The organism is Sphingomonas sp. Mn802worker (assembly GCF_000382485.1).
Taxonomy (GTDB): Bacteria; Pseudomonadota; Alphaproteobacteria; order Sphingomonadales; family Sphingomonadaceae; genus Sphingomonas.
In genome coordinates this window covers 1-22,596 of record NZ_AORY01000001.1, presented here as the reverse complement: position 1 = coordinate 22,596, position 22,596 = coordinate 1, and the positions used below count along the sequence as shown (strand labels likewise).

At 65.5% G+C, this 22,596-nt stretch carries 24 protein-coding genes; 18 read left to right on the top strand and 6 right to left on the bottom strand.

The window, feature by feature from the left end; all coding sequences use genetic code 11:
* Positions 1 to 2: 2 nt before the first annotated feature.
* Together SMN802W_RS0100120 and SMN802W_RS0100115 are read right to left on the bottom strand one after the other, a co-directional pair.
* The gene (locus tag SMN802W_RS0100120; protein WP_156818661.1) at positions 3 to 1,382 is read right to left on the bottom strand and encodes a serine hydrolase domain-containing protein; all 1,380 of its coding nucleotides are present in this window, start codon (positions 1,380 to 1,382) and stop codon (positions 3 to 5) included.
* Positions 1,360 to 2,682, bottom strand: coding sequence for a replication-associated recombination protein A (locus SMN802W_RS0100115; protein WP_019514845.1), 1,323 nt, complete (start codon positions 2,680 to 2,682; stop codon positions 1,360 to 1,362). The genes SMN802W_RS0100120 and SMN802W_RS0100115 overlap by 23 nt, the downstream gene beginning before the upstream one ends.
* A gap of 123 nt (positions 2,683 to 2,805) precedes the next feature.
* On the opposite strand from SMN802W_RS0100115, the gene SMN802W_RS0100110 reads away from it, so the two are divergent.
* The gene (locus SMN802W_RS0100110) at positions 2,806 to 3,435 is read left to right on the top strand and encodes a PadR family transcriptional regulator (protein ID WP_019514844.1); all 630 of its coding nucleotides are present in this window, start codon (positions 2,806 to 2,808) and stop codon (positions 3,433 to 3,435) included.
* The gene (locus SMN802W_RS0100105; RefSeq protein ID WP_026325568.1) at positions 3,432 to 3,734 is read left to right on the top strand and encodes a DUF2218 domain-containing protein; all 303 of its coding nucleotides are present in this window, start codon (positions 3,432 to 3,434) and stop codon (positions 3,732 to 3,734) included. The genes SMN802W_RS0100110 and SMN802W_RS0100105 overlap by 4 nt, the downstream gene beginning before the upstream one ends.
* Here the strand turns inward: SMN802W_RS0100105 and SMN802W_RS0100100 are convergent.
* On the bottom strand, positions 3,731 to 4,882 hold the full coding sequence (locus tag SMN802W_RS0100100; protein ID WP_019514842.1) for a glycosyltransferase family 4 protein: 1,152 nt from the start codon (positions 4,880 to 4,882) through the stop codon (positions 3,731 to 3,733). The two genes, SMN802W_RS0100105 and SMN802W_RS0100100, sit on opposite strands and share 4 nt — an antisense overlap.
* Positions 4,883 to 4,959: 77 nt before the next feature.
* Entirely contained in the window at positions 4,960 to 6,744 is a 1,785-nt protein-coding gene (locus SMN802W_RS0100095) for a cation:proton antiporter domain-containing protein (RefSeq protein ID WP_019514841.1), read from the bottom strand.
* 133 nt (positions 6,745 to 6,877) lie between these two features.
* Here SMN802W_RS0100095 and SMN802W_RS0100090 point away from each other — a divergent pair, with 133 nt between their 5' ends.
* Positions 6,878 to 7,369, top strand: coding sequence for a hypothetical protein (locus tag SMN802W_RS0100090; RefSeq protein ID WP_019514840.1), 492 nt, complete (start codon positions 6,878 to 6,880; stop codon positions 7,367 to 7,369).
* A gap of 7 nt (positions 7,370 to 7,376) precedes the next feature.
* On the opposite strand, the gene SMN802W_RS0100085 is transcribed toward SMN802W_RS0100090, so the two are convergent.
* Complete coding sequence (locus tag SMN802W_RS0100085) at positions 7,377 to 8,597, bottom strand: NADP-dependent isocitrate dehydrogenase (RefSeq protein WP_019514839.1); 1,221 nt, start codon at positions 8,595 to 8,597, stop codon at positions 7,377 to 7,379.
* Between the two features lie 158 nt (positions 8,598 to 8,755).
* On the opposite strand from SMN802W_RS0100085, the gene SMN802W_RS0100080 reads away from it, so the two are divergent.
* Both SMN802W_RS0100080 and SMN802W_RS0100075 read left to right on the top strand, forming a co-directional pair.
* A complete protein-coding gene (locus SMN802W_RS0100080; protein WP_026325567.1) occupies positions 8,756 to 9,478 on the top strand; it encodes a phosphatidylserine decarboxylase in 723 nt (240 codons plus the stop codon).
* A 2-nt stretch (positions 9,479 to 9,480) separates the two neighbouring features.
* Positions 9,481 to 10,278, top strand: a complete 798-nt coding sequence (locus SMN802W_RS0100075; RefSeq protein WP_019514837.1) for a CDP-alcohol phosphatidyltransferase family protein — start codon at positions 9,481 to 9,483, stop codon at positions 10,276 to 10,278.
* On the opposite strand, the gene SMN802W_RS16070 is transcribed toward SMN802W_RS0100075, so the two are convergent.
* Positions 10,220 to 10,453: a hypothetical protein gene (locus SMN802W_RS16070; protein ID WP_051083421.1), complete on the bottom strand. Its 234-nt coding sequence runs from the start codon at positions 10,451 to 10,453 to the stop codon at positions 10,220 to 10,222. The genes SMN802W_RS0100075 and SMN802W_RS16070 overlap by 59 nt on opposite strands.
* Before the next feature lie 313 nt (positions 10,454 to 10,766).
* Here SMN802W_RS16070 and rpsB point away from each other — a divergent pair, with 313 nt between their 5' ends.
* The 13 genes from rpsB (at position 10,767) to SMN802W_RS0100005 (ending at position 22,595) form a co-directional block, all read left to right on the top strand.
* Positions 10,767 to 11,588 carry a 30S ribosomal protein S2 gene (gene rpsB / locus SMN802W_RS0100065; RefSeq protein WP_019514835.1) on the top strand — a complete coding sequence of 274 codons (822 nt, stop codon included), beginning with the start codon at positions 10,767 to 10,769 and terminating at the stop codon, positions 11,586 to 11,588.
* Between the two features lie 150 nt (positions 11,589 to 11,738).
* Positions 11,739 to 12,674 carry a translation elongation factor Ts gene (gene tsf, locus SMN802W_RS0100060; protein ID WP_019514834.1) on the top strand — a complete coding sequence of 312 codons (936 nt, stop codon included), beginning with the start codon at positions 11,739 to 11,741 and terminating at the stop codon, positions 12,672 to 12,674.
* Between the two features lie 132 nt (positions 12,675 to 12,806).
* Positions 12,807 to 13,535 carry a UMP kinase gene (gene pyrH, locus SMN802W_RS0100055; RefSeq protein WP_019514833.1) on the top strand — a complete coding sequence of 243 codons (729 nt, stop codon included), beginning with the start codon at positions 12,807 to 12,809 and terminating at the stop codon, positions 13,533 to 13,535.
* Positions 13,536 to 13,538: 3 nt separating this feature from the next.
* Positions 13,539 to 14,096 (top strand): ribosome recycling factor, encoded by a 558-nt coding sequence (gene frr / locus SMN802W_RS0100050; protein WP_019514832.1) that lies wholly within the window; start codon positions 13,539 to 13,541, stop codon positions 14,094 to 14,096.
* A gap of 28 nt (positions 14,097 to 14,124) precedes the next feature.
* The gene (locus SMN802W_RS0100045; RefSeq protein WP_026325566.1) at positions 14,125 to 14,856 is read left to right on the top strand and encodes an isoprenyl transferase; all 732 of its coding nucleotides are present in this window, start codon (positions 14,125 to 14,127) and stop codon (positions 14,854 to 14,856) included.
* Positions 14,853 to 15,635, top strand: a complete 783-nt coding sequence (locus SMN802W_RS0100040; protein WP_019514830.1) for a phosphatidate cytidylyltransferase — start codon at positions 14,853 to 14,855, stop codon at positions 15,633 to 15,635. The genes SMN802W_RS0100045 and SMN802W_RS0100040 overlap by 4 nt, the downstream gene beginning before the upstream one ends.
* Complete coding sequence (locus tag SMN802W_RS0100035; RefSeq protein WP_019514829.1) at positions 15,635 to 16,792, top strand: 1-deoxy-D-xylulose-5-phosphate reductoisomerase; 1,158 nt, start codon at positions 15,635 to 15,637, stop codon at positions 16,790 to 16,792. The genes SMN802W_RS0100040 and SMN802W_RS0100035 overlap by 1 nt, the downstream gene beginning before the upstream one ends.
* Positions 16,789 to 17,922, top strand: a complete 1,134-nt coding sequence (locus SMN802W_RS0100030; RefSeq protein ID WP_019514828.1) for a M50 family metallopeptidase — start codon at positions 16,789 to 16,791, stop codon at positions 17,920 to 17,922. The genes SMN802W_RS0100035 and SMN802W_RS0100030 overlap by 4 nt, the downstream gene beginning before the upstream one ends.
* A gap of 60 nt (positions 17,923 to 17,982) precedes the next feature.
* Positions 17,983 to 20,727, top strand: a complete 2,745-nt coding sequence (bamA, locus tag SMN802W_RS0100025) for an outer membrane protein assembly factor BamA (RefSeq protein WP_019514827.1) — start codon at positions 17,983 to 17,985, stop codon at positions 20,725 to 20,727.
* Complete coding sequence (locus SMN802W_RS0100020) at positions 20,727 to 21,389, top strand: OmpH family outer membrane protein (protein ID WP_019514826.1); 663 nt, start codon at positions 20,727 to 20,729, stop codon at positions 21,387 to 21,389. Before bamA ends, SMN802W_RS0100020 begins: the two co-directional genes overlap by 1 nt.
* Positions 21,386 to 21,895: a 3-hydroxyacyl-ACP dehydratase FabZ gene (gene fabZ, locus SMN802W_RS0100015; RefSeq protein WP_019514825.1), complete on the top strand. Its 510-nt coding sequence runs from the start codon at positions 21,386 to 21,388 to the stop codon at positions 21,893 to 21,895. The genes SMN802W_RS0100020 and fabZ overlap by 4 nt, the downstream gene beginning before the upstream one ends.
* Before the next feature lie 87 nt (positions 21,896 to 21,982).
* Complete coding sequence (gene rpmE, locus SMN802W_RS0100010) at positions 21,983 to 22,213, top strand: 50S ribosomal protein L31 (RefSeq protein ID WP_019514824.1); 231 nt, start codon at positions 21,983 to 21,985, stop codon at positions 22,211 to 22,213.
* A 55-nt stretch (positions 22,214 to 22,268) separates the two neighbouring features.
* On the top strand, positions 22,269 to 22,595 hold the full coding sequence (locus tag SMN802W_RS0100005) for a PilZ domain-containing protein (RefSeq protein ID WP_019514823.1): 327 nt from the start codon (positions 22,269 to 22,271) through the stop codon (positions 22,593 to 22,595).
* The last annotated feature ends 1 nt before the right edge of the window (position 22,596 follow it).

Genomic DNA, 22,596 nt, shown 5'->3' with positions numbered 1-22,596 from the left:
GCTCAGCGCGAAGCGGCAAGCACGTCGGCGGTAAAGCGCGCGATATCGAAGCTGCTGCCCGTCGGATCCTCGCCGCGGCGGACCACCACCAGCCTCTCGGCCGGGATCACCATGACATATTGCCCGCGATTGCCCTGCGCGGCGTAGCTGCCGGCAGGCAGGCCCTGCTTCTCACCAAACAGCCACATTGTCGCGCCGTAGCCTTCGGCGCGGTCGGGCTGCGGTCCAGAGGGCGTCGTCATGTAGGCCATCCAGCCCGCCGGCAGGACGCGCTTTCCCTGCCACACGCCGTCCTGCAGCCAGAACTGCCCCAGTCGGGCGAGATCGCGCGCGGTCGACCATGCGTCTGACGACAGGATGTAGTTCCCTTGCCAGTCGCGCTGCGCAACCGTGTGCGTCATGCCCAGCGTCGTGAACAGCGATTGCGGCAATTGCGCGTATGCCGCGTTGCCCAGTGATGCCCGAAGGCTGCGTACCGCCAGCAGGATGTCGTTGTTGGCGTAGCGAAAACGCGTAGCCGGCTTCGCCTCGAGCGGCCAGGACGGCACCTGCTCGGTCACCGTCGTGCCGCCAAAGTAGATCGCGTCGGTACGATTGCCGGCGGTGTCGCTGTGCAGGCCCGAGGCCATGCGCAGAAGATCGTCGAGCTTGATCGTGCGACGCGGATCGCCGCTCTGCCATTCGGGAATGTTGGCCGGCCGTTGTGGATCGACGCCCGCCATGCCGACCAGCGTGCCGCTGATGCTCTTCGCGACCGACCAGGTGCGATTGGCGACGAACGGACCGAAGCCATCACGGTATTGCTCGGCAACGATCTTGCCATCGTTCAGCACGACCACGCCGACCGTCTGGCTGCCTTCTCCATAGGCGTAGAAAGCGCGCGCGACGACGCTTGTCAGCGCCGGGGAAGGGGCTGGCCGGATGCCTGCATCACCCATCGGCCAAGGGCGAGGGTCACTCGAAGCAGGCGCGGGTTGGCGCGCGTAGGTCGTGACGACCGGCGGCGGCATCGCGCCGATCGGCGCAAGCGTGCAGCCGCGCCCGCGCTGCCACGTCGCCTGCCGCGCCGGCAAGTCGGGCGCGAAGGGGACGGTGACGCGGGGGGTGGTACGATCGATCGTCGCAGTCAGCATCGGGACGAGCGCAGCGTATTCGGGATAGATGCCGCGCAGCTCCAGCGACTCGACCGCCGGCTGGGTGCGGCCGGCATTGAAGACGGCGCCACATAGCGTCGCAGCCTTGTACCCTGCGGCGATCGCGCGTGCGTAGCGCTGATCCGGTTTTGCTGGTACCGGCTTGTCCTGCGCGGTGGCTGCTCCGCTGAGGAGCGCGGCTGCGGCCAGGGCAGGGAAGAGCGGTTCAATCGCGCGGCGTCTGTGCATGGCGTCGTTCATCCCACCAAGCCATGCGCTCGGCAATCCGCTTCTCGAACCCGCGCTCGCTCGGCTCGTAGAAGCGCTGCGGCGACAAATCGTCTGGCCAGTAGTTCGCACCTGAGAACGCGCCTTCGACATCGTGGTCGTATTCGTATCCCTTGCCGTAGCCGATATCGCGCATCAACCTGGTTGGTGCGTTCAAGATGTTGGCGGGCGGCATCAGCGACCCCGTCTCGCGTGCGCTGCGCCACGCGGCCTTTTGCGCAGCGTAGACGGCGTTCGATTTCGGCGCCGTCGCCAGATAGACGCACGCCTGCGCGATCGCGAGTTCACCCTCCGGACTGCCGAGAAAGTCGTACGCATCCTTCGCCGCGAGGCATTGCTGCAGCGCCTGCGGATCGGCGAGCCCGACATCCTCCACCGCCGCGCGGGTCAGCCGCCGAAGCAGGTAGAGCGGCTCCTCACCCGCAGTCAGCATCCGCGCGAGATAATAGAGCGCGGCATTGGCGTCGGAACCGCGAATCGACTTATGTAGTGCGCTGATGAGGTTGTAATGGCCTTCGCGATCCTTGTCGTAGACGGCCACGCGGCGTTGCAGGAACGACGACAGCCCGGCCGGATCGAGCGGCTGGTCGAGCGCAACTGAAAACAGCGTTTCGACCTGATTGAGCAGGAAGCGCCCATCGCCGTCCGCGCTGGCGATCAGCGCGTCGCGTGCTGCCGCGTCGAGCGGCACGTCGCGCCCGACCTCCGCCTCCGCCCGCGCGATCAGCTGTTCCAGCGCCTCCGACCCGAGCCGATGGAGGATCAGCACCTGCGCGCGGCTGAGCAGCGCCGCGTTCAACTCGAACGACGGGTTCTCGGTCGTGGCACCCACCAGCGTCACCGTTCCATCCTCGACGTACGGCAGGAAACCGTCCTGCTGCGCACGATTGAAGCGGTGGATTTCGTCGACGAACAGCAACGTCCGCTTGCCCATGCGCGCGTGATCGCGTGCCTCGGCAAAGACCTTCTTCAAATCGGCGACGCCCGAGAACACCGCCGAGATCGGCGCGAAGCGCAAGCCAACGGCATCGGCGAGCAGTCGCGCGATCGTCGTCTTGCCGGTGCCGGGCGGTCCCCAGAGGATCATCGACGAAAGCCGACCTGCCGCGACCATGCGGCCGATCGCACCCGCGGCGCCGGTCAGATGCGCCTGCCCGACCACGTCGGCGAGCGCGCGTGGGCGGAGCCGATCGGCCAGCGGCGCATCGAGGGGCAGGGGAGGCGGTGTGTCGGGCTCAAGCCCGGCGAACAGATCGGCCATTGGTCGATTCCTAGACAATGCGTGCCGCGGCGTCATGTCCTGCCATCATGTGCGCAAAGATATATCTAGAAGGGTCTTGCTAAAAGCGTTCCAAGATATATCTGTGAGCGCAAGGAGACTGAGATGAAACATCACATGAATGATTGCGGACGACGCTGGCACGGCTGGGAGGCGCGACTTGCCGCAAAGATGGCAGGGTTTGAGATGCAGGGGCCTCGCGGTGGTCGACATGGGCCATTCGGCGGCGACTGGTTTGCCCGCGGCGAGGAACCGCGTGGCGGCCGGCGCGCGCGCATGTTCGACGGCAGCGAACTTCGGCTCGTGCTGCTCAAGCTGATCGCGGAGCGGCCACGCCACGGCTATGACGTGATCCGCGAGATCGAGGCGCTGACCGCAGGAGCATATGTGCCCAGCCCCGGCGTCGTCTACCCGACGCTGACCTTGCTCGACGAGATGGGGCTGATCGCGGAGCAGCAGTCGGACGGCGCGAAGAAGCGCTTTGCCGCAACCGACGAAGGTGTGCAGCACCTGGAAGAGCGTGCCGAGGAGATCGCGGCGTTGATGAACCGGCTGCGCGAACTCGCCGCGCACCGGGAACGCGTCGATGCAGCGCCGATCCGTCGCGCCATGGGCAACCTCAAGGTAGCGCTTGGCCACACGTTCGCCACCGGCGAGGTGTCGCAGGATCGGATGCACGAGGTCGCAGCTATGATCGATGAGCTTGCGCAGAAGGTAGAAAGGCTGAAATCATGAGCGGATCGGTTTCAGTGGCACGCGTGCCGACGCTTTCGGCGAGCCGCTACCTTCAGCAGCTCGCCAAGCATTGGAGCCACAAGATGACCGTCACCTTTTCTGAAGAAGAAGGTGTCATCACCTTTCCCAATGAAAGCAGGCTCGAGATGCAGGCCAGCGACGACACGCTCGACCTGCTGTTGCACGTGCCAGCAAATGAGGACGCTGCCCGGATGCGCGATGTCGTGGCAAGCCATCTCGACCGGTTTGCCTTTCGCGAAGCGCCGCTGACGTTCGACTGGCAGGAGCGGGCCGCCTAACGTGCCGTGCGTGCCTGCATGACCTCGCGGTAAGCGGCCAGCACCTGCGCGTTGGCGGTATCCCATTGGAACCCGGCCGCACGCGCGTGGCTCGCCGCGCCCGCGCTGGCGCGCAGGTCGGGCTCACGGATCAACCGCGCGATCGCATCGGCGTAGCCGTCGACCTGCTGCGGCGTGACGAGGAAACCGGTCACGCCATCCTGTACCAGGTCGACCGCGCCGGTCGCGCGCGCGGCAACGACGGGCACGCCGGCCGCCATCGCCTCCGACGTCACTTGGCCCCATGTCTCGGTGACGCTGGGATTGAACAGAATGTCCATCGACGCGACCGCACGGCCCAGGTCATCGCCGCTCTGGAAGCCGGCGAACGCCGCCTCGGGCGCGCGTCCGGCGAACCAGTCGCGCGCAGGTCCTTCGCCGACGACGATGACCCGGTGCCGTACGCCGCGCTCGCGCAGCGCCGCGATCACATCGGCGAAGACGCCCAGGCCCTTTTCCAGCACCAGCCGCCCCAGGAACCCGACCGCGACCTCGTCGTCGGCGATGCCCAGCGAGCGTCGCCATTCCAGACTGCGTCGATCGGGCGAGAAGCGCTGGTGATTGACCCCGCGTGGCCAAAGCGAGACAGGCGTCTCGACACCGAGCGCGCGGATGATCTCACCCATCGAAGGCGTCGGCACGAGCACGCGATCGGCACGGTTGTAGAAGCGTTTGAGGATCCAGCGGATCGCGGGCTGGATGAAACCGAGGCGGTAATAATCGAAGTAGGTTTCGAACCGAGTGTGAACCGCGGCGACGACGGGCACATCATGCGCGCGTGCCCAGCTCACCGCGGCATGGCCGAGGAACTCAGGGGCGGAGACGTGGACGATGTTGGGGGCGAACGCCTCCAGATCGCGCCGCGGTCCGACCGGCAACGAGCGACCAAGCTTGTATTCGCCGCGCCCGGGAAAGGGGATCGCCGGCACATCGACCAGGTCGCCACGCGGCGCGAATGCGGGCGTCTCGCTTGTGGGGGAGTAGACGCGGACCTTGATGCCTTGCGACAGCAGGTAGCCTACCAGCAGGTTCTGCGCCTGGTTCGCGCCGTCGCGCACGTAATTGTAGTTGCCGCTGAACAATGCGACGCGCAGGTCGGAAGGCCTCATTCGTTACGCACCTAGGTGTTGTTTCCGGCATAAACGTGACGCGGACGCGGTAGGATGCATCGCGTGTATGGCTGGCGTCAGCCCGCACCTGCGGCCGCTATTTCGTCGCGGCTGCGGATACGACGGATGCGTGGATCACGCGACATCGCAGCCTCCGCGCGAATGTCGTTGCGCAACTCTTCACGCTTTTCGTGGATCGACGCGATCACCGGCCCCATCGCCGCGCCCAGTTCCACCAGCACCGCTTCTGACAATTGGAGCGAGCTTTCCAGCGTTTCCGGCACCGCGTCGGTCACCCCGGCGCGGTACAATTCGGCGGCGTGGCGCGGGTCGCGGGCACGCGCGATGATCGGGAGGTCGGCATGTTGCGCACGCACCTGCCGTGTCAGGCGCACCGTCAGCACGGGATCGTCCATCGTCAGGATCAGCGCACGTGCGGTGTCGAGGTTGAGCCGGTCGACCAACTCGCGTCGCACGATGTCGCCGAATACGACGCTTCGACCCGCTTCGCGCGCTTTGGTCACCGCGTCGATGTTCGCCTCGACCGCCAGATAGGCGCGGTCGTGCCGCGACAGCATGTCTGCGACCAACTCGCCGACGCGGCCGAAGCCGATGATGATCGTGCGCCCGTCATCGGCAGCGGGAATGTCCTCCAGCGGCGCGCGCTGTTCGATGCGGCGAGAAATCGCGCGCCCCGATGCGGCAAGCAACGGCGTGATCGTCAGCCCGATCGCGGTCACCGTCTGCCAAAAGGTCGCGGTCGACGGCAGGATCAATCCCGCCTGTGCAGCGGTCGCGAGGACGATCAGCGTGGTCTCCGACGGGCTGCCCATCAACAGGCCCGTCTCCGCCGCGACGCCGCGACGCACGTTGAACACGCGCAGCAGCAGCGTGGTCACCACCGCCTTGGTCAGCACCACACCGCCCACGGCAAGCAGCAGCGACGGCCAGTTGGCGAGGATCAGTCGAATATCGACGCTCATGCCGACCGTGATCAGGAATACGCCGAGCGCGAGCCCCTGGAACGGCTTGGTGATGACCTCGACTTCAGTATGGTATTCGGTTTCGGCAATCAGCAATCCGGCGAGCAGCGCACCGACGATCGGCGACAACCCGGCCGCGGTGGTAGCGACGCTTGCGACGATGACGACCAGCAGTGATGCCGCGAGGAAAAGCTCCGGGCTCTTCGTGCGCGCCGCCTGTGCGAACAGCCGCGGCAGGAAGTAGCGCCCCCCACCGTAGATCGCGACGACGGTTAAGCCGCCGCGCAGCGCCACGCCCGCGATCGCGCCCCAGCCACCATCACCCGCGGCTGGCGCCATCGCACCAAGCGCAAAGATGATCGGCACCAGTGCGAGATCCTCGAACAACAGCATCGCAAACGCGCCGCGCCCGACCGGCCCCGTTGTACCCACGAGCGGAAGCACGAGTGCAGTCGAGGACAGCGACAGCGCAAGCCCCAGTCCTGCCGCGCCGGCCCATGGTTGTCCGAGCACATGGAGCGCGATGGCGATCAGTGCCGCCGACCCGAGCAACTGCGCCGCGCCGGTGCCGAACACCAGCCGTCGCATCGACCACAATCGCCGGAACGATAATTCCAACCCGATCGAGAACAGCAGCAGCACGATGCCGAACTCGGCAAACGGTTCGATCGAATGCGGATCGGAAATGGTGACGTAGTAGAGCCACGGGAACGCCTGCGTCAGCGCACCCAGACCTGCTGGGCCGACCAGCGCGCCGACGAGGATGAAGCCGATGACCGGGCTGATCCGGAAACGCGCGAATGCCGGAATGACGAGGCCCGCCGCGCCCAGCACGACGAGCGCGTCCGAGAAGCCCGCATTTTCCAAACCGATCGCCATCCGGGCACCTTGGCGGAGATGGGCGGCATTGCCAACCGACGCGGACAGCCAGTCCGCTGGATTAACGCTGTTACTGCAGTACTTCGTAACGGCTGGCGATAAACAAAGGAGGCCGGTTATCGGGAGTTATCAAATGTTCTTGCTGCTTCTTGCGCAGACCGGCGTCGTCTTGGCACCGCCAGCATCCTCGGTCTACGTGCCCGCGCCGATCGTCACCCGGTCTTCCGCAAGCGATCGCATGGCTGCCATGCGCGAGAGCGTTCCGCTCGATGTCGTAGTGCGCGTGCCGCAGGGCGTGTTGCGGTCGGGCAGGTTGCTGGTCGATGGCGCGCGCGGGGCATCGTGGCGACAAAGCCAGAGCGAGGCTGTGGCATCGTCGTGCGAACAGGTCGACCTGCCGTTCGGCGCATCGCAGCGCGAGGCGAGCGTCACGCTTCGCCGTGTGATGCGCAGCGACATGGCCGACGACCTTTTCTCGGTTGAGGCGCGCTGGACCCGGCCACGCGATGCGGGCTGCGGCGGAACCAGCACGATCGAACTTCGCCAAACGGTCACGCTCGCCGTCGGCGCCACCCAGACACTGAAAGGCGACGGCGGGCTCGTGGTCGAACTCCGCCGCCGCTGACCAGGCTTTATGCCCAGTTCGCCATCTTGTTCTCGAGGTTCACGCGGACCGCCTCGAAGAACTGCTCGGTCGTCATCCACTTCTGATCGGGACCGATCAGGATTGCGAGATCCTTGGTCATGTCGCCGTTCTCCACCGTCTCGATGCAGACCTGCTCCAGCGTCTGCGCAAAGCGGGTGACGTCGGGAGTGTCATCGAACTGGCCACGGTACTTCAGGCCGCCGGTCCATGCGAAGATCGATGCGATCGGGTTGGTCGACGTCGCCTTTCCCTGCTGGTGCTGGCGGTAGTGGCGCGTGACCGTGCCGTGCGCGGCCTCGGCCTCGATCGTCTTGCCGTCCGGCGTCATCAGCACCGAGGTCATCAGGCCCAGCGAGCCGAAGCCCTGCGCGACCTGATCCGATTGCACGTCGCCGTCGTAGTTCTTGCACGCCCACACGAACTCGCCGTTCCACTTGAGCGCGGAGGCGACCATGTCGTCGATCAGGCGGTGCTCGTAGACGATGCCCTTGGCGGCGAACTCGTCCTTGAACTCGGCCTCGAAGATCTCAGCGAACAGGTCCTTGAAGCGGCCATCATAGGCTTTGAGGATCGTGTTCTTGGTCGACAGGTACAGCGGCCAGCCGCGGCCGAGCGAGTAGTTCATGCTGGCGCGCGCGAAGTCGCGGATCGATTGATCGAGGTTGTACATCCCCATCGCGACGCCGCCTTCGGGGAAGTCGAACACCTCGCGCTCGATCACCTGACCGTCGGTGCCCTGCCACTTCATCGTCAGCTTGCCCGCGCCCGGCACTACGAAGTCGGTCGCCTTGTACTGGTCGCCGAACGCGTGACGGCCGACCACGATCGGGTGCGTCCAGCCCGGGATCAAACGGGGCACGTTCTTGATGACGATCGGCTCACGGAAGATCACGCCGCCCAGGATGTTGCGGATCGTGCCGTTGGGCGAGCGCCACATCTTCTTGAGGCCGAACTCCTCGACGCGTGCCTCGTCCGGCGTGATCGTCGCGCACTTGACCGCGACGCCATACTTCTTGGTCGCCTCGGCGCTGTCGATCGTTACCTGATCGTCGGTCGCGTCGCGATGCTCGATGCCGAGGTCGTAATAGTCGAGCTCGATGTCGAGATACGGCTTGATCAGGCGCTCGCGGATCCATTCCCAGATGATCCGCGTCATCTCGTCGCCGTCGATCTCCACGACGGGCGTTTTCACCTTGATCTTGGCCATGTTCTCACTTCCGAGTTGGGGAGGGTTGGGGCAGCGCATAGAAAGGGCAGGGGCCGCGATCAAGCGCAGCGGACCTGCGCGCCGTCTAACGACACGAAAAGCGGCGGGAACGACGCGGCGCGTTGTCAGGTCGGTTCACCGACGATAGACCCGTAACCATGTCATCATTGCAGAAGCCCCCGGCGGGCACGTCCACGGTCAAGTGGCGCTTCCCCGCCGTCCACCCCGAGGGGCAGAAGTTTACCGCCATCGCGCTCGGCATCACCTTGCTGGCGACGATCGTGACCAAGGTGCTGTTCTGGCCGTTGCTGGGTGTGACCCTGTGGGTCGCCGCCTTCTTCCGCGATCCCGTACGGACCACGCCGATCGGCGACGATCTGGTTGTGTCGCCCGCCGACGGGTTGATCACGATGATCGAGCGCGTCCCGGTCCCCCGCGAACTGGTCGGCGACCTGGGAGCGGAGCCGATGGTGCGAGTGTCGGTGTTCATGTCGGTATTCGATGTGCACATTAACCGGACGCCGATCGCGGGCACGATCCGGCAGGTGGTCTACATCTCGGGCAAGTTCCTGAACGCCGATCTCGACAAGGCGTCGGAAGAGAACGAACGGCAGCATTTCGTCGTCGATGGCCACAACGGGCGCCGCATCGGCTTCACGCAGATTGCCGGACTGGTCGCACGGCGGATCGTCGGCTTCGTCAAGGTCGGTGACATCGTTGCGGTCGGACAGCGGGTCGGACTGATCCGCTTCGGCAGCCGCGTCGACGTTTTCCTGCCCGAAGGTTGTGTGCCGCAGGTAGCGCTTGGTCAGCGCGCGATCGCGGGTGAAACCGTGCTCGGGCGTTTCGGCGGCGATCCGGTCCGCGGGATCGCACAGTAACGATGCGCGCCGCTCGCCCGCTTCGCCGTCCGCGCGGACTGCCGCTGCGCGCGGTCGCACCCAACGCGGTCACGGCGCTCGCGCTATGTTCCGGTCTGTCGGGTATCCGTTTTGCGATCCAGCAGAACTGGGCGATGGCGGTCGCGATGGTCTTGCTCGCCGGCGTGCTCGACGGATTGGACGGACGTGTCGCCCGCATGTTGCGGGGCGAGAGCCGCTTCGGCGCCGAACTCGACTCGCTCAGCGATGCGATTTCCTTCGGCGTCTCGCCGGCGCTGATCCTGTATCTCTGGTCACTGTCGACCTTGCCGCGCTTCGGCTGGACCGCTGCCTTGATGCTGGCGGTGTTCTGCGCACTACGCCTTGCCAGATTCAACGCGGCGATCGATGCCGACGATCAGCCGCATAAATCCGCCGGCTTCCTGACCGGCGCCCCCGCACCCGCCGGCGCGGGATTGGCGCTGCTGCCGATGTTCCTGTGGTTCGCAACAGGGGAGGCGATATTCCGTTCGCCTTGCCTTGTCGCACCGTGGACCGTGTTCGTGGCATTGTTGATGGTTTCGAGCGTCGCCACGTTTTCCTGGTCATCGCTCCGGCTACGCCGAAACGTGCGGTTCGAGGCGATCGCACTCGTCGTCGTTGTCGGTGCCGCCGCCGTCTCCGCCCCATGGGAAACGCTGTCGCTGGTATGCGTCGGCTATCTGCTCGCGCTGCCGTTCAGCATGTCGAGCTATGCCCGGGTTAAGCGGCTTCGCGCTGGCGGGACTGCGGACGCACCGATCCCGCCGACCAGCGCCTGACCGCGATACGGTTCTCGGCACGAACCAGCGTCGCCAACGGCTCGAATCTCGCCTCAGGCTGTCCGGACAGCGCATCCATGATACGCCCCACATTCGGCATCACCGTCGCTGCCATTGCGTAAGTCGCGCCGATCGTGGCGCCCCCGAATATTAGAACATCAAGCACGATCAGCATGTTCGCTTCCTTCGCCAGTGCGAACCCAACGTCCGCCAACATTTGTTAATCATGTTCGTTCCGGCGATTGCGTCCGCTACGGACGATAACCGTCGAATGTAGAGCAAGATCAGCAAGGTTCCTTGTCTGTTCCGCTGTATGTTCCGTGTTCGTTCCGTCGTCAACCTATGTTTGCGGCTTGCGCGAACGGCTGACCACGGCTAAGCGCCACCCCCTCAATCCCACATGGGAAGCATCACACCACCGGTGCGCCGGGCTTTCAGCTCGCACGCGTCACACGCTTCCCAGCGGCACAACCGGAAGGAATATGATTATGGCGGCACCTGTCGTCAGCATGCAGCAGCTTATCGAGACCGGCGCGCACTTCGGTCACCAGACCCACCGCTGGAACCCGAAGATGAAGCCTTACATCTTCGGCGATCGCAACGGCGTCCACATCATTGACTTGTCGCAGACCGTGCCGCTGTTCGCGCGCGCGCTCGAGTTCGTGTCGTCGACCGTCGCGGCGGGCGGCAAGGTCCTGTTTGTCGGCACCAAGCGCCAGGCCCAGGAGCCGATCGCCGAGGCGGCGCGTCGTGCGGGCCAGCATTTCGTCAACCACCGCTGGCTGGGCGGCATGCTCACCAACTGGAAGACGATCTCGAACTCGATCAAGCGTCTGAAGGCGCTTGAGGAGCAGCTTTCGGGCGACACGCACGGTCTGACCAAGAAGGAAGTGCTCCAGCTGACGCGCGAGCGCGACAAGCTCGAGATGTCGCTGGGCGGCATCCGCGACATGGGCGGCGTGCCTGATGTCATGTTCGTGATCGATGCGAACAAGGAAGAGCTGGCGATCAAGGAAGCCAATACGTTGGGTATCCCGGTCGTCGGCATCCTCGACTCGAACGTCTCGCCCGACGGTATCGCGTTCCCGGTTCCGGCGAACGACGATGCGGCGCGTGCGATCCGTTTGTACTGCGAGGCGATCGCGATCGCGGCGACCCGCGGCAATCAGCAGCAGCAGGCGCGCAGCGGCGCCGATCTGGGCGCGATGATCGAGCCGCCGGCGGAAGAGGCGATTGCCGGGGCCGACGCTCCGATCGACACCAACGTGAACGCCGAAGGTCACGTCATGGCGGAAAACGCGCAGGCGTAATTTCCGCATTCGCGCCCGGTAATCCGGGTGGCCGACGTGCAATTGTCATGGAGGCTGCCTATGTGGCGGCCTCCACTTGCTTTAATGCTCTTCCACACGTGGCGGGATGCCCGGTGGGATGGCGATCAACCACATTCGAGGACCAGAACGATGGCCGACATCACCGCTTCGATGGTGAAGGACCTGCGCGAGAAGAGCGGCGCGGGCATGATGGATTGCAAGAAAGCGCTGAACGAGACGTCGGGCGACATGGACGCCGCGCTCGACTGGCTGCGCACCAAGGGCCTTGCCGCCGCGCAGAAGAAGTCGAGCCGCACCGCGGCCGAGGGTCTGGTCGGCGTCGCCGTGTCGGGCACCAAGGGCGCGGCGGTCGAGGTCAATTCGGAGACGGATTTCGTCGCGAAGAATGATCAGTTCCAGGCGTTCGTTCGCGAGGTGACTCAGATCGCGCTCAGCACCGGCGACGACGTCGAGGCGATCAAGGCAGCGTCGATGCCGTCGGGCACGACGGTCGCCGAGGCGCTGACCAACAATGTCGCGACGATTGGCGAGCACCAGTCGATCCGCCGCGCGCGCAAGCTCGAGGTGTCGCAGGGCGCGGTCGTTGCCTATGTGCACAACCAGCAATCGCCGGGTCTGGGCAAGATCGGCGTGCTGGTCGCGCTGGAGAGCGCGGCGAATGCAGAAGCGCTCCAGTCGCTCGGCAAGAGCCTGGCGATGCACATTGCGGCGGCCTTCCCGAAGGCGCTCAACGAGGGTGACCTCGACGAGGCCGAGATCGAGCGCGAGCGCGCGATCGCGACCGAGAAGGCGGGAGAGAGCGGCAAGCCCGCCGACATCATCGCCAAGATGGTCGAAGGCTCGATCGCCAAGTACCGCAAGGAGCACGCGCTGGTCAGCCAGCTGTTCGTGATGGACGGCAAGACCAAGATCAGCGACGTTGTCGCCAAGGCGGGCAAGGATGCCGGCGCCGAGATCAAGCTGGTCGACTATGTCCGCTTCCAGCTGGGTGAGGGCATCGAGAAGGAACAGTCCGACTTCGCCGCCGAAGTCGCCGCTGCCTCGGGTGTGCCGCAGAACGCCTGACGCGCCGAAACGTGTCGAGACAAGCCGCCGCTCCGGTAGTCACCGGGGCGGCGGTTTGCGTATGGGGCGGGTTGCTCCGTCCTGACCTCACCTCTAAGGTCCGCCAGCCTTTCCCCAGACCATTCGGAATCGATGACCAAACCGCGCTACAACCGTATCTTGCTGAAACTGTCGGGCGAAGTGTTGATGGGGGAGGGCGGTCTCGCGATCGATCCCACCGTCACCGCGCGCGTCGCCGAAGAGATCGCCGAGGTGAAGGCGCAAGGGTTCGAGCTGTGCGTCGTCGTGGGTGGCGGCAACATCTTTCGCGGCATCTCGGGTGCGGCGCGCGGCATGGAGCGCGCGACCGGCGATTACATGGGCATGCTCGCGACCGTCATGAACGCGCTGGCGGTGCAGAATGCGCTGGAGCAGATCGGCGTCGACACGCGCGTGCAGTCCGCGATCCCGATGCAGTCGGTGTGCGAGCCGTTCGTGCGCCGCCGTGCGATGCGGCATCTGGAAAAGGGTCGCGTCGTGATCTTCGCGGCCGGCGTCGGCTCGCCATTCTTCACCACCGACAGCGGTGCTGCGCTGCGCGCGGCCGAGATGAACTGCGACGCCCTGTTCAAGGGCACCAGCGTCGACGGTATCTACGATGCCGACCCGAAGCAGGTCGCGACCGCCAAGCGTTACGACACGATCGGCTATGACGAGGTGTTGTCGAAGAACCTACGCGTCATGGACGCGAGCGCGGTCGCCTTGTGCCGTGACAGCAACATTCCGATCGTCGTGTTCAACATCCGCGAGCACGGTAATTTCGCCGCCGTGCTGCACGGTGAGGGCGTTTCGACGATCGTTCAGTCCAACTCGGAGAAGTGAACCATGCCCGCGTATGACAAGGCCGATATCGAGCGTCGCATGAACGGCGCGGTGGAATCGCTCAAGGGCGACCTGGGTGGTCTGCGCACCGGTCGTGCATCGACCTCGCTGCTCGATCCGGTGACGGTCGAGGTGTACGGCGCGAAGATGCCGCTCAACCAGGTCGCGACCGTTTCGGTGCCCGAGCCGCGGATGATCTCGGTCCAGGTGTGGGACAAGACCAACGTCGGACCGGTCGAGAAGGCGATCCGGTCTGCCGGGCTTGGTCTCAACCCGATCAACGACGGGCAGAATTTGCGCCTGCCGATCCCCGACCTGACCGAGGAGCGCCGCAAGGAGCTAGCGAAGCTCGCCGGGCAATATTCGGAAAAGGCGAAGATCGCGGTGCGCAACGTCCGCCGCGACGGCATGGACGCGCTCAAGACCGACGAGAAGAAAGGTGTCTTTTCCGAAGACGAGCGCAAGCGGCTCGAGGGCGAGGTGCAGAAGCTGACCGATGCGACCACCGCCGACATCGACAGCGTCTCGGCTGCGAAGGAAAAGGAAATCCTCGGCAAGTGAGCCAGCGTTGGCATAGGGGGGAATGCTGATGGCGACGGCAGCTAGGCCGCAGATCGCTGGCGGGCCGCTGCCGCGTCACGTCGCCATCATCATGGATGGCAACGGACGCTGGGCGAAGAAGCGCTTGTTGCCGCGCGCGGCGGGGCACAAGGCCGGCGTGGAGGCGGTTCGCGCCGTCACACGCGCCGCGCGCACGATGGGGATCGAGGCGCTGACGCTTTACGCCTTCTCGTCGGAAAACTGGCGTCGGCCAGCAGAAGAAGTGAGCGACCTGATGGGTCTGCTCAAATTCTTCATCCGCAATGACCTTGCCGAACTGATCCGTGAGAACGTACGGCTTCGTGTGCTGGGTGATTACACGCGCTTCTCGGCCGACGTCGTCGCGCTGATCGACGATGCGCTGGCGCGGACGGCGAAGAACTCGGGCCCGATTCTCGCGATCGCGCTCAACTATGGTGCGCAGGCTGAGCTGGTGCGCGCAGCGCAGGCGCTGGCGGTGCGGGCGCAGGACGGCACGCTCGATCCGGCCGCGATCGACGTCGGCACGATCGAGCGAGAGCTGGAAACGCGCGAACTGCCGCCGCTCGACCTGATGATCCGTACCTCCGGCGAACATCGTCTGTCCAATTTCCTGCTGTGGCAGGCCGCTTATGCCGAACTGCTGTTCGTGGACACGCTGTGGCCTGATTTCAGCGCGCGCGATCTCGCCGCCGCGGTTGAGGCGTTCGGGCAGCGGCAACGCCGCTTCGGTGGCCTGTGACCACGCGCCCGCGGCGTTCCGAACTGACCTTGCGGATCGCTGCGGCCGCAGTGATGGCTGCGGTCGCGCTCGTCGCATTGTGGATCGGTGGCGTTGCCTATTGGCTGCTGATGGTCGTGGTCGCCTTGTTCATGATGGCGGAATGGTCCGATCTGACCGCGACGCCCGCGCGGGAGAAGCGGCTGGCGCAATATGCGCTCTCTGTTCCGCTCGCGATCCTGGCACCTGTCGCGGCAGGGGCGAGCTTCCTCGCGCTCGGTCTGACCGCGGCCGCGTTCTTCTTCGTCGCGATCGTGACGCGGCGAACCTGGCTGGCGAGCGGGACGATCTATTGCGCGCTGCCGGTATTGTCGCTCGTGCTGATCCGCGAGCAGGACCACGGATTGCTGTTGTCGCTCTGGGCGATGGTGCTGGTGTGGATGACCGACATCGGCGCGTTTTTTGCCGGTCGCGCGATCGGCGGCCCGAAGCTTGCACCGCGCGTCAGCCCAAACAAGACCTGGGCGGGACTGATCGGCGGGATCGTCGCGGCGACGCTGTATGCAATGGTGCTCCACATCGCCTATGACCTGCCGCTGTTGCTGCTGTTGGCGACGCCGGTGCTTGGCGTCGTTGCGCAGGGCGGCGACCTGTTCGAAAGCTGGCTGAAGCGTCGCGCGGGCGTCAAGGATTCGGGTAATGTGCTGCCGGGTCACGGCGGCCTGCTCGATCGCCTCGACGGGCTGGTGCCGGTGGCACCGCTCGCGGCGCTGCTCGTCGTCGTGCCGGCGGTGCTGTGATGCGGACGGTCACCATTCTGGGTGCGACCGGGTCAGTCGGTACCTCCACGCTTGATCTGGTCGAGCGCGAGCCCGAGCGTTTTCGTGTCCGCGCGTTGACCGCAAACTGCGATGTCGAGCGACTCGCCGCTGCCGCGATCCGCACGGGTGCGGAGCTTGCCGTCGTGGCGGACGAGACCTGCCTGCCGGCGCTGCGACAGGCGCTTGCCGGAACGAACGTCGAGGCGACAGGCGGGATGCAGGCGGTCTGTGATGCCGCCGCGCTGGGTGCCGACTGGACGATGGGAGCGATCGTCGGGTGCGCCGGCCTGGCGCCGACGATGGCGGCGATCCGCGCCGGCGGCACCGTCGTACTCGCGAACAAGGAGCCGCTCGTCTCTGCGGGCGACCTCATCATGCAGGCCGCGCGGACATACGGCGCGACGCTGTTGCCGGCCGACAGCGAGCACAACGCGATCTTCCAGTGTTTCGACTTCGCGCGGCCCGAACGCGTGCGGCGGATCATCCTGACGGCGAGCGGAGGGCCGTTCCGCGACGCCTCGCTGGAGCAGATGGCGGCCGTCACGCGCGAGCAGGCGGTCGCGCACCCGAACTGGTCGATGGGCGCCAAGATCTCGGTCGACAGCGCGACGATGATGAACAAGGGGCTGGAGCTGATCGAGGCGGCGCGACTCTTCCCGGTCGCGCACGAGCGGATCGAGATCGTCGTACATCGCCAGTCGGTGATCCATTCGATGGTCGATTACGTCGACGGATCGATGCTCGCGCAATTGGGGCCGAGCGACATGCGCGTGCCGATCGCGCATTGCCTCGCCTGGCCCGACCGGATGACGACGCCGATGGCGCCGCTCGACCTCGTGAAGCTCGGCCGGCTCGACTTCGAGGCGCCAGATGCGGTGCGCTTCCGCGCGCTGGCGCTGGCACGAACGGCGTTGGAGGAGGGGGGGGCACGCCCCGCGATCATGAATGCCGCCAATGAGGTCGCGGTCGCCGCGTTCCTGGCCGACCGCATCGGATTTCTTGAAATCGCCGCAATCGTGGAAGATACCTTGAACCGCTTCGCTCCCGAAGCGCCGGAGACGATCGACGCGGTGATCGCGATCGACGCGGAGGCGCGGCACCTCGCGGGCGAGCGCGTAGAGGATTGCGTCGCTTGATCCAGACACCGGGACTGCTGCTGACCATCCTGGCGTTCGCGCTGGTGATCGGGCCGCTCGTCTTCATCCATGAAATGGGCCATTATCTCGCCGGCCGCTGGTTCGGGGTGAAGGCGGACGCGTTCTCGATCGGGTTCGGGCGCGAGATCGCGGGCTGGACCGACAAGCGCGGCACACGCTGGAAATTGGCGGTTCTGCCGCTCGGCGGCTACGTCAAGTTCGCGGGTGACATGACCGCGGCGGGCCGCACCGATCCCGACTGGCTGCTGCTGCCGCCGGAGGAGCGGGCACGGACGTTCCAGGCGAAAAGCGTGTGGCAGCGCGCGATCATCGTCGCCGCCGGCCCGGCCATCAACTTCGTGTTCGCCATCCTAATCCTTGCCGGCTTCGCGCTCGCCTACGGCGACGCGCAGACACCCGCGATCGTCGGTCAGGCACTGCCCGGCACTGCGGCTGCCCAGGCGGGCTTGCGCGCCGGTGACCGGGTCGAGGCACTCGGTGGGCGTCAGATCGACACATTCGAGGACATGGTCCGGTACGTGAAAATCCGTGCCGGGGAGCGTGTGCGGATCGACTATGTTCGGGACGGCCGGGCGACCAGCGTCGAAGCGCAGATCGGCACGCAGGAGCAGCGCGATCGCTTCGGCAACGATTACAAGGTCGGGCTGCTCGGCATCGCGCCAGGCGATCCGGTCGTTCGTCAGGTCGGCCTGTTCGAGGCCCCGGTCGTCGCGGTCCGCCGCACCGGCGAGATCGTCGAGATGATGGTCGAGACGATCGGCCAGATCGCGACCGGCCGACGCTCGGTCAAGGAACTGGGCGGGCCGCTCGCCATTGCCAAGGTATCGGGCGAACAGATCACGCTCGGCTGGGACGCGTTCGTGTTCCTGCTCGCGCTCGTGTCCATCAATCTGGGGTTCATCAACCTGCTGCCAGTGCCCATGCTCGACGGCGGGCATCTGTTGTTCTACCTGATCGAGGCGATCAGGCGGAAACCGGTCGGCCCGGAAGCGCAGGAGTGGGCCTATCGCGGCGGATTGGCGGCGGTGCTGGCGTTGATGATGCTCGTCACCTTCAACGATCTCGGCAACTTCGGACTATGGCGACATCTAGCCGGCTTGATCGGCTGACGCAGGTGTTGCAGGGCGGGCGCGAGCCTGGCGAGCGCAACGGGTTTTCTCGAAGGTAACATGGTGACGGTTCTGAACGTTTCAACTTCGCGGACGCGTGCCCTGCCGGCGCTGCTGGGCTGCACCATCCTTGCCGGGCTCCCGGTCGCGGCTGCGGCGCAGACGCCGACGGCGCAAGCTCCGGCCGCGCGTACCGCGACCGCGCAGTCCGCACCGGCGAGCACTGCGCCGACACCGGCCGCGACGCCTGCGCCGAGCGGCGTCATCAAGAGCCTGCGCGTCGAAGGCACGCAGCGGATCGAGCCCGAGACGGCGCTCAGCTACACCAAGCTGCGGCAGGGTCAGCCATACAACAACGAGACGCTCGATCAGGCATTGAAGGACCTGCTGGCGAGCGACCTGTTCGCCGACGTGCAGATCGAGGGTGCGCTGAGCGGCGACATCATCATCCGCGTGCGTGAGAACCCGATCATCAATCGCGTCATCCTTGAAGGCAACAAGCGCCTGAAGGATGACAAGATCACCAAAGAGATCAAGCTCAAGCCGCGGCAGATCTTCACCCGCTCGGCCGTGCGCGCCGATGTCGCGCGCATCGTCGAGCTGTATCGCCGTCAGGGCCGCTTCGCCGCGTCGGTCGACCCCAAGATGGTCAACCTCGATCAGAACCGCGTCGACGTGGTGTTCGAGATCAGCGAGGGGCCGAAATCCAAGGTTCGCCAGATCAACATCCTCGGCAACGAGAAGTTCAAGGACAGCGAGCTGCGCGCGCAGATGGCGACCAAGGAGGCGCGCTTCACGCGTCTGCTGTCGTCGAACACCTCCTACGATCAGGACCGTCTCGCCTATGACCAGCAGAAGCTGCGCCAATTCTACCTGACGCAAGGCTATGCCGATTTTCGCGTGACTTCCGCGGTGGCCGAGCTGACGCCCGACAAGAAGGACTTCATCATCACTTATGTGGTGGAGGAAGGCCCGCGCTATAAGTTCGGCGACGTCACGGTCGACAGCGACATCCGCGATTTCGACGGCAAGGCGCTCGCCAAGACGTTGTCGATCAAGAAGGGCGACTGGTACAACGCGAAGGCGGTGGAGGATACGGTCGACAGCCTTAGCCAGACCACCGGCCTGTTCGGCTACGCTTTCACCGACGTGTCGCCCGAGTTCAACCGCGATCGTGACGACCTCACGATGTCGATCAACTTCCACATCGCGCAGGCGCAGCGCACCTATGTCGAGCGGGTCGAGATCACCGGTAACACGCAGACGCAGGACAAGGTGATCCGCCGTGAGATCCGCCTGGCGGAAGGCGATGCGTTCAACAGCTTCCAGGTCAAGCGCAGTCAGGATCGCATCAACTCGCTGGGTTATTTCCAGGACAAGTTCGAGATCAAGCAGGAGCAGGGCTCGTCGCCCGATCGCGTCGTGCTGAACGCGAACGTCGAGGAAAAGTCGACCGGCGAGCTCCAGCTGTCGGCGGGCTATTCGAGCCTCGAGCGCTTCATCATCCAGGCGAACATCACGCAGCGAAATTTCCGCGGGCGCGGACAGGAACTGCGCGCTGGGGTCAATTACTCGAGCTATTCCAAGTCGATCGAGCTTGGCTTTACCGAGCCGTACCTGTTCGACAAGAATGTCGCGGTCGGTGTCGACGTGTTCCGCCGCGACTACAACTCGTTCAATTACATCGGCAACGATCGCAACACGACCTACGGTCAGGTCTCGACCGGGTTCCAGGTGCGCGCGGGCGTTCCCTTGACCGAATATTGGCAGCTGGCGGGCCGTTACGGCCTGTCGTACGACGAGGTGACGCTCGACCGGAATACCTTCTTCACCAACGGTCAGTGCGACGTGCTGAAGGCGGGCAGCTATCTCTGCTCGGCGCTCGGCAATCGCTTCACCTCGTCGATCGGCTATTCGCTAATCTACGACAGCCTTAACAGCCGCTTGCGTCCGACCGCGGGTCAGCGCCTGTCGATCAGCCAGGACCTCGCCGGGCTTGGCGGCGATGTTAAGTACATCCGCTCGCGGATCGAGGGCGCGAAATTCAAGGGACTGGGCAAGGGCTTCATCGCCTCGCTCACTGCAGAAGGCGGCTACATCCACTCGCTCGAGGGCGAGCGCGCGGACGGGAACGACTCCATCCGCATCAACGATCGCTTCTACCTCGGCATGCCGCAGTTCCGCGGGTTCGACATCCGTGGCGTCGGCCCGCGTGTGCTGCGCACGCCGTACACGACCGACGCGAACGGCAACCAGATCCTGCAGACCGATCGCAACCAGATCACCGATGATGCGCTCGGCGGTCGTGCCTATTACCTCGCCAAGCTCGAACTCGAGCTGCCGCTGGGAGCCGGCGCGCGTGAGCTCGGTCTGCGTCCGTCGATCTATGCGCAGGTCGGCAGCCTGTGGGGGCTGAGGCGGCCGCCGCTGACCGCGACGTTCCCGACCACGGTGATCGATGGAAAGACGGTCGTGCTGCCCTTGCCGCTGACCAACGATGTGGGACAACCGATCTACACCTACACGCTGGCGGACGGCAGCACCGCGACGACGATCTGCTCGGCAGGCATCCCCGGTACGGGCGGCACCTGCAACGGCGTCGTGCCGAACAATCCGCTGATCCGGTCGAATCCGTTCCAGGAGCAGTTCCTGGGCAATTCGCCCAAGCCGCGTGTGACAGTTGGCGTCGGCGTCAACTGGAACTCGCCGTTCGGCCCGCTTCGTATCGATCTCGCAAAGGCACTCGTCACCCAGCCGGGCGACGACCCCAAACTTGTTACCTTCAACGTAGGGACGCAGTTCTGATGAAGACCTTCAAGACCATCCTGCTCGCCGCCGCGCTTGCGACGCCGGGCGTTATCGCGGCGGGTACCGCCAGTGCACAGGTAAACGGCGTTGCCGTCGCCGACCCCGAAGCGGCGATCGCCAATTCGCGCGCGTTTACCACTGCGGTGACGCAGATCCAGACGACCTACAAGGCGCAGCTCGACCAAGCGAACACGCGTCGCAACGCGATCCAGGCCGAGCTACAGCCGCTCGTCACCGCCGCGCAGACCGCGGCGCGCGCGCCCGGCGCGACCGAGGCGTCGCTGCGTCCGCAGCTGAGCGCGATCCAGGCAAAGGAGCAGGCCGGCAACAACGAGCTGCAGCGCCTGACCGCCCCGGCGCAGCGCGCGCGCGCCTATGCCGCCGAGCAGGTGCAGCGTCAGCTCGCCACTGCGGTGCAGAACGTCGTCAAGGCGAAGAACGTCAGCTTGCTCGTTTCGCCGCAGGCAACGCTGTTCACGCAGCCTGCCGCCGATATCACGCCGGCGATCACCGCCGAGCTCGATCGTCTGGTGCCGAGCGTCAGCACCGCCGTGCCCGCGAACTGGCAGCCCGGTCAGGGCGCCGGCGCACCCGCTGCTGCGGCACCTGCAGCCGCCGCGCCCGCCGCGAGCAACCGGAAGGCGCCGTCGGGTCGGTGAGCGACGTCACGCTAACTGATACGTCGAACAGTGATGCAACAGCGGGCGGGTCGATCGGCCCGCTCGACATCACGCGCATCATGGCGGCGCTGCCGCACCGTTATCCGATGCTGCTGGTCGACCGTGTCGAGGAGTTGATCCCTGACCGGTCGATCGCCGCGATCAAGGCGGTGACGATCAACGAGGGCTTTTTCCAGGGGCATTTTCCTGGCCGTCCGATCATGCCGGGCGTGCTGATCGTCGAGGCGCTGGCGCAGGCGGCGGGGGTGCTCGCGGTCGAGAGCCTAGGCCTCGCCGGTTCGGGCAAGCTCGTCTACTTCATGGCGATCGACGAGGCGAAGTTTCGTGCACCCGTCGAGCCGGGCGTGCTGCTGCGGCTTGAGGTCGAGTTCGTGCAAAAGCGCAGCAGCGTGTGCAAGTTCGCTGGCCGCGCACTGATCGATGGCAAGGTCGCCGCGCAAGCGAACTTTACCGCGATGATCGCCGATCCGCCAAAGGCGGCGTGACGCGCGTCCTTTGACTTTCCCGCGCGTGGGCGCTACCCGCGCGCGCTTCCAGGCTGGTCGGAACCAGCCGCCAATCGGAGAAGACCCATGAAGACCGGAACGCACCCCGACTATCACATGATCAAGGTGCAGATGACCGACGGCACCGTGTACGAGACCCGCTCCACCTGGGGCAAGGAAGGCGACACGATGACGCTCGAAATCGACCCGCTGGCGCACCCGGCATGGACCGGCGGTCGCGGCCAGATGCTCGACCAGGGCGGTCAGGTCGCGCGCTTCAACAAGCGTTTCGGCGGTGGTCTGACGCTGCGCAAGTAACGATCCGGCGGGCGCGGGTAACTAGCTGTTAGGGATGCCGTATTAGCATCCCGGCATGGCCACCTTCGCAGCCGACTTCGAACCCGCACAAACGCAAGGCCGGCGCCGCTCCCCGCGTGCGCCGGTTTCGTTTGATGCGCGTCTCGGCGGGCAGGGCGGCATCGGCCGGACCCTGTGCAAGGTGGTCGACCTGTCGCTGCACGGTTGCCGTTTGCAGACCTATTCGGCGATGAAGCGCGGTCAGACGATCTGGCTCAACCTGCCGGTGATCGGGCCGGTCGCGGCTGACGTGATGTGGGCGGACGATTTCACCGCCGGCTGCCAGTTCCAGGCCTCACTCGATGAGGAAGCGTTCACCGATCTGCTGGACCGCTTCGCCTGAA

Coding starts and splice junctions, on each gene's coding strand:
- SMN802W_RS0100120 (WP_156818661.1), bottom strand. CDS start 1,382: ATGCACAGACGCCGCGCGATTGAACCGCTCTTCCCTGCCCTGGCCGCA.
- SMN802W_RS0100115 (WP_019514845.1), bottom strand. CDS start 2,682: ATGGCCGATCTGTTCGCCGGGCTTGAGCCCGACACACCGCCTCCCCTG.
- SMN802W_RS0100110 (WP_019514844.1), top strand. CDS start 2,806: ATGAAACATCACATGAATGATTGCGGACGACGCTGGCACGGCTGGGAG.
- SMN802W_RS0100105 (WP_026325568.1), top strand. CDS start 3,432: ATGAGCGGATCGGTTTCAGTGGCACGCGTGCCGACGCTTTCGGCGAGC.
- SMN802W_RS0100100 (WP_019514842.1), bottom strand. CDS start 4,882: ATGAGGCCTTCCGACCTGCGCGTCGCATTGTTCAGCGGCAACTACAAT.
- SMN802W_RS0100095 (WP_019514841.1), bottom strand. CDS start 6,744: ATGGCGATCGGTTTGGAAAATGCGGGCTTCTCGGACGCGCTCGTCGTG.
- SMN802W_RS0100090 (WP_019514840.1), top strand. CDS start 6,878: ATGTTCTTGCTGCTTCTTGCGCAGACCGGCGTCGTCTTGGCACCGCCA.
- SMN802W_RS0100085 (WP_019514839.1), bottom strand. CDS start 8,597: ATGGCCAAGATCAAGGTGAAAACGCCCGTCGTGGAGATCGACGGCGAC.
- SMN802W_RS0100080 (WP_026325567.1), top strand. CDS start 8,756: ATGTCATCATTGCAGAAGCCCCCGGCGGGCACGTCCACGGTCAAGTGG.
- SMN802W_RS0100075 (WP_019514837.1), top strand. CDS start 9,481: ATGCGCGCCGCTCGCCCGCTTCGCCGTCCGCGCGGACTGCCGCTGCGC.
- SMN802W_RS16070 (WP_051083421.1), bottom strand. CDS start 10,453: ATGCTGATCGTGCTTGATGTTCTAATATTCGGGGGCGCCACGATCGGC.
- rpsB (WP_019514835.1), top strand. CDS start 10,767: ATGGCGGCACCTGTCGTCAGCATGCAGCAGCTTATCGAGACCGGCGCG.
- tsf (WP_019514834.1), top strand. CDS start 11,739: ATGGCCGACATCACCGCTTCGATGGTGAAGGACCTGCGCGAGAAGAGC.
- pyrH (WP_019514833.1), top strand. CDS start 12,807: ATGACCAAACCGCGCTACAACCGTATCTTGCTGAAACTGTCGGGCGAA.
- frr (WP_019514832.1), top strand. CDS start 13,539: ATGCCCGCGTATGACAAGGCCGATATCGAGCGTCGCATGAACGGCGCG.
- SMN802W_RS0100045 (WP_026325566.1), top strand. CDS start 14,125: ATGGCGACGGCAGCTAGGCCGCAGATCGCTGGCGGGCCGCTGCCGCGT.
- SMN802W_RS0100035 (WP_019514829.1), top strand. CDS start 15,635: ATGCGGACGGTCACCATTCTGGGTGCGACCGGGTCAGTCGGTACCTCC.
- bamA (WP_019514827.1), top strand. CDS start 17,983: ATGGTGACGGTTCTGAACGTTTCAACTTCGCGGACGCGTGCCCTGCCG.
- SMN802W_RS0100020 (WP_019514826.1), top strand. CDS start 20,727: ATGAAGACCTTCAAGACCATCCTGCTCGCCGCCGCGCTTGCGACGCCG.
- rpmE (WP_019514824.1), top strand. CDS start 21,983: ATGAAGACCGGAACGCACCCCGACTATCACATGATCAAGGTGCAGATG.
- SMN802W_RS0100005 (WP_019514823.1), top strand. CDS start 22,269: ATGGCCACCTTCGCAGCCGACTTCGAACCCGCACAAACGCAAGGCCGG.